Origin of the sequence: Staphylococcus simulans, from assembly GCF_002902285.1 — a bacterium.
Classification (GTDB): Bacteria; Bacillota; Bacilli; order Staphylococcales; family Staphylococcaceae; genus Staphylococcus; species Staphylococcus simulans.
This window is the reverse complement of the sequence record NZ_PPRU01000047.1, coordinates 1-11,136: the sequence shown is the minus strand read 5'-3', so window position 1 is coordinate 11,136 and position 11,136 is coordinate 1. Positions and strand designations below refer to the sequence as shown.

The window sequence follows — 11,136 nt, the reverse complement described above, 5'->3', positions numbered from 1 at the left end:
ATGAAAGACATAGTAAAGATACACTCGAAGATTACATGAAGTCTAATTATATTAATTATATAGATTTCTATAATAGTCACTTAGGTCAATCTCATAAGAAAGCAGTTAAAAGTTTAGTTCCTGAGAAAGATCAACGTTTTGTTGCGCCAGTCACACAACAGCCTGTAGATTTATTGTTCAATGATAATGATCATTTAACAGGATTTGTATTCCCGATTGTTGATAAAGACAAATTAAAAGATAAGTTTGATATTCAAGGGGATTACTGGGTCACAAAATCAGGCAATGGTTACTTTATTGCTGATTTGAAAGATAATAAATGGATTTATATAGAATTGTAGGTGAGACCGTTTGATAGATAAATTGATAAATTTTTATTATAGCTTGCCGCAAATGATGAAACATTTAATGGGGAGTTTGAAGCGGAATTGGAGATGGTTCGCGATTCCGCTTGTAGCTTCAGTGTTGTTATTACTCGTAATGTTGCTGTTTTTAAAAATTATTAACGCGACAGAAGAAACACAAGCTGTGTGGTATTACCGCTTCATCGGTTTCATCACATTATCTTGGACACTTGTTACTTTATATTTCAACACAATGCGTTATCGCAGAGATTATTATGAATATAAGAACTATGACTATCCAACCGCTTTTAAAAGTATTATCTATACACTGATTTTTTCAGTAGGATTATTACTTTCTATCGCATTAGTTGTCCTGGTCAAACCCGTCAACTTAGATAGTTCATTTTGGGCTATTGGCTTTTACTGGGTCATGTGGAATTTATTTGTGATGATTGTTTCGCAAGTATTAGGTTTAGTAAGAATGATCAGCCGTTACAATATTTTTGATATGACACTCTATATCGTATTTGCGGTTATGTTTATTATCGTACCGATCTTTTTCATTCCAGGTCCACATAAATCAATTTGGATGCATATTTTAATGTTGAATCCATTATTTTATTTAGTTTCTGGTATTGAAGAAGCTGTGATTATCGGTGTTAATAGTTTGGGCAATATACCTTATCATTTCTTCTTTATTGTATGGTTAGGGATCGCAAGTCTATTATTATATATTCTAAGACCACATATCGCATATGAGAAGTTTAGAATGACAACTAATCGTTCTATTCATTTAAAAAATACGGCTGAACCTGAAAAGGTGAAAAACTCCAATTTTGATCATTAATCAAATGAGTTTAGGTATATTAAAATAATCATAGAAAAAATAAAACGAGAACAAAGTGTAGTTGATACATTTTGTTCTCGTTCTTTTATTAATGTGTATAAAGTTTTTTCATCAATTTCTGTTCACTAAAGACCCAACCTGTGTATGAATGGGTGATATTTAAGTCTTGGTCCAAATGTACAATCGCTACGAAAGAATAGTGATCTTTGTTTAAATAACGTAAGTCGATGAAGCGGACTTCAAGAATATTATCGCTTAAACGACGAGTATCCCATCTGTATATAGAAGAGAAGTTTAAAAACGCTTTGATATTAGGGTCGTTACGTAATACCTGCATTAATTCTTCATCAGGGAATGGTTGACGTTTCACTTTATCAGCGAAAACGACGTTTGTCCCATAACTGCGTCCGACATAGTCGTGAGTTTGTGTTTGAACTGCGACACGCCATTCCATAAATTTCATAGTAGGTGCCACAAATACTTTAACTAAGTGTGCATTATCTTGACTGCTGACCATACGTAAAACACGTTTTCGAATCGTGGCTTGGAAGATAAAACGTACAATATAATAAATTACTAATACGATGAAAATTGGAATATACACCGCAAAAGCATTTAAGCCAAAAGCCCATAGCACAATGCCTAAACACCATAAAATAAAGATGTAAGGATCAAAGGTATTAATGACACTCAATTGTATCCATTTATTTGAGAAAGGCCGCAACGCTTGCGTACCGTAGGAATTGAATATATCTACAAAGACGTGTAAAAAGACTGCAAGTTGTGCCCATAACCAAATATGCAATGGATTAATATGGCTGAAAAAGGTAAAAACGAGTAAGGTTATAAGTATCGGCCATAATATAGTGAAAGGTATTGAATGTGTGATACCTCTATGATTAGATATATAAACAGCATTATTTTTTAGTTTTAATACAGTGTCGCTGTCAGGAATTAAAGAACCTGCGATTAAAGTTGTAGCCGCAGCACCAAAATGATCTGACAGGGTCGGGTCATGCATGGCTAGCGCAGTAAGCCCAATGCCCATGACGATATGTGTGCCTGTATCCATAATTGTTCACTCATTTCAATTAATCTTACATATAGTATAAAACATAATGACAAATAACTAAATCAATTCACCCTTAATTAAAGGGTGTGTTGACAAGAGAGAAGGAGAACTATTGAAGAATGAAACAGCAAAATAGTTTCAAAAGAGATTTATTAGATTGGTTTGAAACCAATCAACGTGAAATGCCTTGGCGAGAAACGACTAATCCTTATTATATCTGGATTAGTGAAGTTATGCTTCAACAGACACAAGTTAAAACAGTGATAGATTATTATCATCGTTTCACAGAACGTTTTCCGACAGTTGAAGATTTAAGTCAAGCATCACAAGATGAAGTTTTAAAATATTGGGAAGGATTAGGCTATTATAGTCGTGCGCGCAATTTTCACCATGCAGTGCAAGAAGTTGCGACGCAATATAACGGTAATGTCCCAAGCAATCCGGATTTGTTCGGACGATTAAAAGGTGTGGGACCTTATACGCAAGCAGCGGTGATGAGTATTGCGTTTGATTTACCATTGCCAACCGTTGATGGTAATGTCTTTCGTGTGTGGTCTCGCTTAAATAATGATTTCAGTGATACTACAAAACAATCTGTCCGCAAAAAATTCGAAAGTGAATTGCGTCCTTATGTCACAACACATGCAGGCCAATTTAACCAAGCTATGATGGAGCTTGGCGCATTAATTTGTACACCGAAATCACCGCTTTGTTTATTATGTCCGGTTCAATCACACTGCGAAGCATTAGAAGAGGGGACGGTTGATCAACTACCCGTCAAACCTAAAAAGATTAAAAAGAAGACAATTAAACAAAATTGTTATGTCATTTATAATCAAAATGATGAAGTGTTAATTGAACAACGTACAGAAAAGCTATTACATGGAATGTGGGAGTTCCCGATGTATGAAGCAACTTATAGTGAAGAACAGCTTCATGATTTATTACAACAAGATATATCTATTAGTGAGACACCGATATTTAAGTTAAAACATCAATTCACACATTTAACTTGGGACATTCAAGTCTATCAAGTTGACGATGTTATAGATGAGTCACAAACACAATTAAGTGATTGCTTTGTATGGATGCGTTTAGAGGATAGAGATCAATACAACTTTCCAGCATCGATGCATAAAGTATTAAACTATTTAACAACGAAGTAGTTAAGTCTGAGTTTAAAAAAGCATTATGTTATAATTGTGATTGTGAAAAATAGCCAGGAGGAGGTGTGGAACATGGTAAAAGAGTCCATACCGAAAGAAGGAGAACGTATTAAAATACAAAGTTACAAGCACGATGGCAACATTCATAGAGTTTGGTCAGAAACTACGATTTTAAAAGGGACAGACCATGTTGTGATTGGGGGCAATGACCACACGCTTGTAACCGAAAGCGATGGACGTACATGGATTACCAGAGAACCAGCAATCGTCTATTTCCACTCGGAATATTGGTTTAATGTCATCTGTATGTTCAGAGAAGACGGTGTATATTATTATTGCAACTTATCGTCACCATTTGTGTGTGATGAAGAAGCATTGAAATATATTGATTATGATTTAGATATCAAAGTTTATCCGAATGGTAAATATCATTTGTTGGATGAAGACGAGTACCAACAACATATGCAGCAAATGAATTACCCTAAAGATATAGATGCGATTTTACGCAGGAATGTTGATATCTTACAACAATGGATTGAACAAAAGAAAGGTCCGTTTGCGCCAGACTTTATTAAAGTTTGGAGAGAACGCTTTAAAAAGCTGAGACAAGGTTAGCATATCAAGCAGATTGCTTTATTACGTCTTGTGTTTTTAATTATAATAACTTTGGTATGAATAATAATCGTAATACGAGGTTGGGACATCGCAATAAAATGTCTCGCCTCGTTGATTTATTTCGCATTAGAAAAGGATAGAAAGGGAGGATTGCCTCAATGATACGCAGGTATTTAAAGTTTGTTAAGCCGTATAAATGGCGGATAGCAGCTACCATTATTATCGGTATCATTAAATTCGGCATTCCGATGTTGATTCCATTATTAATCAAATATGTAATTGATGATGTCATCAACAATCCGAGCATGGGCACGCAAGACAAATTAAGCCACTTGGGTATCGCAATCGGGATTGCCTTTTTTATATTTGCAGTCGTACGTCCACCGATAGAATATATGCGTCAGTATTTAGCGCAGTGGACTAGCAACAAAATACTTTATGATATTCGTAGACGTTTATATGATCACTTGCAAGCACTAAGTGCACGCTTCTATGCCAACAACAAAGCAGGTGAAGTGATTTCACGTGTTATCAATGACGTTGAGCAGACTAAAGACTTTATTTTAACAGGACTAATGAACATCTGGTTAGACTGTGTGACAATTATTATCGCATTATCAATCATGTTTGTACTTGATGTTAAATTGACATTAGCCGCTATGATTATATTCCCGTTCTACATTTTAACGGTTTATTACTTCTTCGGAAGATTACGTAGTCTAACACGTGAAAGATCTCAAGCTTTAGCAGAAGTACAAGGGTTCTTACACGAACGTGTACAAGGTATTTCGGTGATTAAAAGTTTCGCAATTGAACAAAATGAAGCGCAAAACTTTGATAAGAAAAACAGTAAATTCTTACATCGTGCTTTTAAACACACACGTTGGAATGCTTATTCTTTCGCAGCAATCAATACGGTAACTGATATCGGACCGATTATTGTAATTGGCGTCGGTGGTTATTTAGCAGTAACAGGTTCCATTACAGTTGGTACGTTAGCTGCGTTCGTCAGCTATTTAGAACAACTTTTCGGACCTCTACGTCGTCTTGTTTCTTCATTTACAACATTGACACAAAGTTTTGCTTCTATGGATCGTGTTTTCCATTTATTAGATGAAGACTATGATGTAAAAGATGAACCTTATGCGAAACCGCTCAAAATCACAGAAGGTAACATCTCTTTAGATCATGTATCTTTCCGATACAATCCACATGCACCTAAAGTGTTAGATGATATTTCGTTAAATGTGAATCATGGCAAAACCGTCGCCTTTGTAGGAATGTCTGGTGGAGGTAAATCGACATTAATCAACTTGATTCCTCGATTTTATGATTCTACCGATGGAACGATTACTATAGATGGCTATAATGTAAAAGACTTCTTATTATCTAGCTTGCGTGAACAAATCGGTTTAGTTCAACAAGATAATATCTTATTCTCAGACACAATCAGAGAAAATATCTTACTAGGTAAACCAGGTGCGAGTGATGAAGATGTGATAGAAGCGGCTAAACTCGCAAACGCACACGATTTCATTATGAGTCTGCCTGAAGGTTATGAAACTGAAGTAGGGGAACGTGGTGTGAAATTATCAGGTGGTCAAAAACAACGTATTTCACTTGCACGTATATTCTTAAATAATCCGCCGATTATTATTTTAGACGAGGCAACAAGTGCGTTAGACCTAGAAAGTGAAGCAATCATTCAAGAAGCTTTAGCACATTTAAGTGAAAATAGAACAACATTAATCGTTGCCCATCGCTTATCTACAATCACTCATGCAGATAAAATTGTAGTAGTTGAAAACGGACAAATTATTGAAGTCGGTACGCATCAAGAGTTATTAGCTAAACAAGGTGCATACCATCATCTTTATACAATTCAAGACTTATAATAAAGAAAGAGCAGAAACGTCCCTCAGCGGAGGACAGTTTCTGCTCTCTTTTTATAAGTCTAAGTCTTCTTCTTCAATTTCAATGTTAGAGTCATCTGTATGGAATTGGAAATAACTCATGACCAAACGGTCTAAGTGTGCTAAATCATAACTGAATTCCTCGATTGCTGAGATAATCTGCATGACATTAGAAATTGAATACTCAGAGGTTTCAGTGTTCAGGACCATTTCATTTTTAAATGCTTCCATTAACTCAATTTTTTGCGGAATGTCCACAGGAGCTTGGAAATTCTCGAAATCGTGTCTTGCTTTTTGAGCGATGCTTAACATAATTTGGTCATATGAAGTCATTAAATCATCTAGTTCAAATTTGATTTGCAAACGAAGATCAGTACTCATATTATGCAAATCATGTTGGTAACGATGCATACGTCTCAAAACATCATAGGCACTTTTTGTAGTTGTCACAACTTGTTTGAAAATTATCTTCTTACGATTTAATTCTGGCCAATTTTTTCTAAAGAAAGGACGTTCTTCTTTATAATAATTGAATAATTGTTCCAGATTTTTCAAACGTTCTTTAATACTCTTTGTATCTTCTTTAACATGGTAAAACTCTGTTGTATCGTTAATAACCAATTTAATCCAAATGAAAATATCAGAAGCGATATTCATTGAATTATAATAAAGCTTTGTTTCGTATTTAGGTGGAAAGAAGGCGACATTGACAGTGAAAGCACTGAAAACACCAATCATCACTAACACGAAACGATAAAACGCTGATGCATAGAAGTTACCTGTTTCTCCATCTTGACCCATGATGATAAGGGCAGTAACTGTGGCTAAGGTTGCAACATGTTGAAGTTTTAATTGGAATAATAAAGCAATTAAGACTATAACTGTTGCGCCCATGATAATAATACTATCGCCAAATAAACTGACCATCGATACAGATAAAATTGCACCGATTAAGTTACCTTGAAACTGTTCTTTTATAGTTTTATAAGAACGATATACACTTGGCTGCATTGCTACAATTGCACCGATACCTGCTACGGTAGGAATGCCTGCACTCTTTGGCAGCAGTGATGCAATTAACATCGCTAGGACAATCGCAATACCTGTTTTAAATATTCTTGCACCTAGTTTCAAATGAGTGTGCTCCTTTATTCCTATTTATGCACATTTGCTTGGAAGTGGTTTCCAAAAACAAAAACGTATATTAAAGTTTATACACTGAATCAATGTGTTTTTCAAGTTTATTTCATTTGAGAGAATGCATAGTCTGCAGCACGTAATGTTTCTTCAATATCTTCATCTGTGTGTTCTGTTGTTAAGAACCAAGCTTCAAATTTAGAAGGTGCTAAGTTGATGCCTTGATGCAACATTAATTTGAAGAATTTCGCAAATGCATCGCCATCAGAATTTTCTGCTTGCTCATAATGTGTTACTTTTTCGTCAGTAAAGTAAAGTGTTAATGAACCATAAACACGGTTTACTGTAGCTGTAATACCATGTTTTTCAATTAATTCATTTAAACCATCTTCTAATTTTTTACCAAGACGATCTAATTCTTCGTAAACACCTTCTTGTTCTAAAACTTCTAATAAAGCGATGCCTGCTTTCATTGAAAGTGGATTACCAGCCATTGTTCCTGCTTGATATGCAGGGCCTAAAGGTGCAACTTGTTCCATAATGTCTTGACGTCCACCGTAACCGCCGATTGGTAAACCGCCACCGACGATTTTACCGAATGCTGTTAAGTCAGGGTATACGTTCAACAAGTCTTGAGCAGCACCGTAGTGGAAGCGGAATGCTGTGATAACTTCATCATAAATTACAAGACCGCCATATTGATGGGTGATTTCATTTACTTCTTCAAGGAAGCCAGGAAGCGGTTCAACCATACCGAAGTTACCGATAATAGGTTCAACTAATACTGCTGCGATTTGATCGCCCCAATGTTTCATTGCTTCTTTGTAAGACTCGATATCATTAAAAGGTACTGTAATTACTTCTTGAGCCACGCTCTTAGGTACGCCGGCTGAATCAGGAGAACCTAATTGAGAAGGGCCGCTACCTGCAGCAACAAGTACTAAATCTGAGTGTCCGTGGTAAGATCCAGCGAATTTAATAATTTTATCGCGATTTGTATATGCACGTGCGACACGAATTGTTGTCATGACAGCTTCAGTACCAGAGTTGACAAAACGCATTTTTTCTAAAGATGGAATTGCTTCACGCAATTTTTTAGCAAATTCGATTTCTAGCTCAGTTGGTGTACCATAAAGCACACCTTTAGCTGCTTGTTCTTGAATAGCCTTAGTAATATGTGGATGTGCATGTCCAGTAATAATTGGACCATATGCTTGAAGATAATCAATATAACGATTGCCGTCTACATCATATAAATATTGACCTTTACCTTCTTTCATTACTACCGGTGCACCGCCGCCAACTGCTTTATATGAGCGAGAAGGGGAGTTGACACCGCCAAGGATGTATTCGTCTGACAAACTTTGAAGTCGTTCGCTTTCAGTGAATTTCATTTTTTATCAACCTCTTTTAATTTAATATTTCCGTTTACTATCGTATCATATAATTAACTATAAGAAGAAAAAGGTGAGCATATGTTGAAAAAAGGAGACAAATTCCCTGAATTTGCATTAGAAAATCAAGATGGAGAAGTCATTACTAACGACACAATCAAAGGCAGAAAGGCAATTCTTTATTTCTATCCTAGAGATAATACACCTGGATGCACAACAGAGGCTTGCGATTTCCGTGATAACATGGCAATGTTTAATGATTTAGATATTGCAGTATACGGAATCAGCGGAGATTCTAAAAAGAAACATCAAAACTTTATTGCTAAACATGATTTGAATTTTGATTTGCTAGTAGATGAGGATTATAAATTATCTGAAGCAACTGGCGTGTATCAATTGAAGAAAAGTTTTGGCAAAGAATCTATGGGAATTGTCAGAACTACTTTCGTTGTAGATGAAAATGGTGTCGTAGAACATGTAATCGAAAAAGTTAAAGTAAAAGAACAAATGAATCAATTAAAAGAAATGTTGGGGTGAAGTGTGTGAAGGTTCTTTCATTAAATAGATTAAAAGACTCAGAGCAGTTATTGGAAGAAACTTTTCCAGAAGTAGAATTTGTATTTCGAAAAAATGTAGATGAAATAAATGAGCAAGATAAACGAGATGCAGATGTTGTAATTGGTTATAGTGGCAAAGCTGATCAAGCTTTTTTTGAGAGTATGCCTAATTTAAAGTTTGTAGCTTGGTATGCGGCTGGTGTTAATTCACTACCATTACAATATTTTGCTGAACGTAATATTGTATTAACGAATGTATCAGGTATTCACGCAAAACAAATGAGTCAATTTGTATTTGCCTATATTTTAGATGATTATAAACAAATGAGAGTTTCTAGACAAAATCAAGATAATAAAGTTTATGATTCTACAATTACAGGCAGACGTGTAGATGGAGATACGTTACTAATTTTGGGGACAGGTAATATTCCTAAACAAATTTCCAAACTTGCACGTGCATTTGAAATGAAAATTATTGGTATTAATACAACTGGACATGAAGTTGATGGATTTGATGAAACATATCCTTTAAAGGAACTTGATCAAGTTTTGCCTAAAGCAGACGTTGTAGTTAATGTGCTGCCCGAAACTGAAGAGACGTACCATTTATTAGAAGATAAGCAATTTGACGCAATGAAAGAGACTGCATTATTTATTAATATCGGCAGAGGTACAATTGCTTCAGAAGAAACAATTGTTAAAGCGCTTAATGAGGGCAAAATTCGTCATGCTTATTTAGATGTTTTCGAAAAGGAACCTTTATCAGAGGATAATCCGTTATATCAATTAGATAATGTAAGTATTACTGCGCATATCACAGGAAATGGTAAAGAAAACTTTAAAGAGGCATCTCAAATTTTTATTAGAAACTTCAAACATTTTCTAAGTAATGGAGATGTCATTGAGAAAAAAGTAGATTTATCAAAAGGTTATTGATAAAATAATGTGCCAACATTGACATTTCAATGGTTCTACCGTTATATTAATATTAAGTAATAATAATTATTAAGTAGAAAGACGGTGGATTAGATGAGTGCAGAAATGGAATCTATTGAGCATCAATTAGAGGACTCTATTGCATCTTTAAGAAATGCCGGAATCAGAATTACACCGCAAAGACAAGCCATTCTTAGATTTTTGATTTCAAGTGAAACTCATCCAACAGCAGATGAAATTTATCAGGCACTGTCACCAGATTTTCCAAACATAAGTGTTGCGACGATATACAATAACTTACGTGTGTTTAAGAAAACAGGAATTGTGAATGAATTGACTTATGGAGATGCATCTAGTCGCTTTGATTTTAATACACATAATCACTATCACGTCATTTGTGAGAATTGCGGTAAGATAGTAGATTTTCATTATCCGCAATTACATGAAGTTGAACAATTAGCTCAACATGTGACAGGTTTTAAAGTGTCACATCACAGAATGGAAATTTATGGATTATGTCCAGAATGCCAAAGTAAAGAACAATAAAACATTATTACCATTAATAGGAAAGCTGAATGTCATATGGCATTCAGCTTTTTATATTTGGTTTCGGATCATGTGAGTTTTAATCCTATGTAAAGTATTTAACAACGTTCCTTACAATAAGAAAGCTGATTTGAAGTGGGGGACAAAGTATTAATACACTCAAAGAGTAAGATGATTGGACGTTTAATTACACCATATACATCAAAAATCTCATATGAATGAAATCGTGCGTACTATTAGTAATTTTATACATTTTTTATTATAGAAAATTATTGACTCTTAACTAAAGGCTTGATATGATGAATAGGTCGTTGAAACGGCGCAGTAAATTAAACATTGAGAATTAAAAGTTTGAATTAAAAACTTTAACAAAGTGTAAATTTTACTATTGATTATCAACAAGAAACATTATAGAATAGTTATTGTTGAAAAAAACGAAACAAGTTACTTCGAAAAAATAAATTTTAAAAAGTGCTTGACTTCAAAATTTAAAAGCGGTATAATTGATTATTGTAACGCGAAAAAAATGAACATTGAAAACTGAATGACAATATGTCAACGTTAATTCCAAATTAACAAACGTCCTAAGGACGTTTTAAAACAATTAGT

The 11,136-nt window shown here is 34.7% G+C and carries 10 protein-coding genes and 1 pseudogene; 8 read left to right on the top strand and 3 right to left on the bottom strand.

Annotated elements, in window-relative coordinates; all coding sequences use genetic code 11:
* Together CD112_RS11455 and CD112_RS11450 are read left to right on the top strand one after the other, a co-directional pair.
* Nucleotides 1–341 (top strand): annotated as a pseudogene (locus tag CD112_RS11455) (ABC transporter ATP-binding protein); the annotation flags it as partial.
* 10 nt (nt 342–351) lie between these two features.
* A complete protein-coding gene (locus tag CD112_RS11450; RefSeq protein ID WP_070626238.1) occupies nt 352–1,191 on the top strand; it encodes a hypothetical protein in 840 nt (279 codons plus the stop codon).
* Between the two features lie 88 nt (nt 1,192–1,279).
* Here CD112_RS11450 and CD112_RS11445 read toward each other — a convergent pair whose 3' ends face one another.
* Nucleotides 1,280–2,263, bottom strand: coding sequence for a metal-dependent hydrolase (locus CD112_RS11445; protein WP_002481646.1), 984 nt, complete (start codon nt 2,261–2,263; stop codon nt 1,280–1,282).
* A gap of 119 nt (nt 2,264–2,382) precedes the next feature.
* On the opposite strand from CD112_RS11445, the gene mutY reads away from it, so the two are divergent.
* The 3 genes from mutY to CD112_RS11430 all read left to right on the top strand — a co-directional run bounded on the left by mutY (nt 2,383) and on the right by CD112_RS11430 (nt 5,939).
* On the top strand, nt 2,383–3,429 hold the full coding sequence (mutY, locus tag CD112_RS11440) for an A/G-specific adenine glycosylase (RefSeq protein WP_070626240.1): 1,047 nt from the start codon (nt 2,383–2,385) through the stop codon (nt 3,427–3,429).
* 72 nt (nt 3,430–3,501) lie between these two features.
* The gene (ntdP, locus tag CD112_RS11435) at nt 3,502–4,044 is read left to right on the top strand and encodes a nucleoside tri-diphosphate phosphatase (RefSeq protein ID WP_002481644.1); all 543 of its coding nucleotides are present in this window, start codon (nt 3,502–3,504) and stop codon (nt 4,042–4,044) included.
* A gap of 158 nt (nt 4,045–4,202) precedes the next feature.
* Nucleotides 4,203–5,939: an ABC transporter ATP-binding protein gene (locus tag CD112_RS11430; protein ID WP_103364353.1), complete on the top strand. Its 1,737-nt coding sequence runs from the start codon at nt 4,203–4,205 to the stop codon at nt 5,937–5,939.
* A 51-nt stretch (nt 5,940–5,990) separates the two neighbouring features.
* Here the strand turns inward: CD112_RS11430 and CD112_RS11425 are convergent, their stop codons facing one another.
* The gene (locus CD112_RS11425) at nt 5,991–7,091 is read right to left on the bottom strand and encodes an FUSC family protein (RefSeq protein ID WP_103364352.1); all 1,101 of its coding nucleotides are present in this window, start codon (nt 7,089–7,091) and stop codon (nt 5,991–5,993) included.
* Between the two features lie 107 nt (nt 7,092–7,198).
* A complete protein-coding gene (locus tag CD112_RS11420) occupies nt 7,199–8,488 on the bottom strand; it encodes a glutamate-1-semialdehyde 2,1-aminomutase (protein ID WP_002481641.1) in 1,290 nt (429 codons plus the stop codon).
* A gap of 81 nt (nt 8,489–8,569) precedes the next feature.
* On the opposite strand from CD112_RS11420, the gene bcp reads away from it, so the two are divergent.
* The 3 genes from bcp to perR all read left to right on the top strand — a co-directional run bounded on the left by bcp (nt 8,570) and on the right by perR (nt 10,527).
* Nucleotides 8,570–9,025, top strand: coding sequence for a thioredoxin-dependent thiol peroxidase (bcp, locus tag CD112_RS11415; RefSeq protein ID WP_002481640.1), 456 nt, complete (start codon nt 8,570–8,572; stop codon nt 9,023–9,025).
* Between the two features lie 5 nt (nt 9,026–9,030).
* A complete protein-coding gene (locus CD112_RS11410; RefSeq protein ID WP_070626242.1) occupies nt 9,031–9,981 on the top strand; it encodes a phosphoglycerate dehydrogenase in 951 nt (316 codons plus the stop codon).
* 93 nt (nt 9,982–10,074) lie between these two features.
* Nucleotides 10,075–10,527 (top strand): peroxide-responsive transcriptional repressor PerR, encoded by a 453-nt coding sequence (gene perR, locus CD112_RS11405; RefSeq protein ID WP_002481638.1) that lies wholly within the window; start codon nt 10,075–10,077, stop codon nt 10,525–10,527.
* The last annotated feature ends 609 nt before the right edge of the window (nt 10,528–11,136 follow it).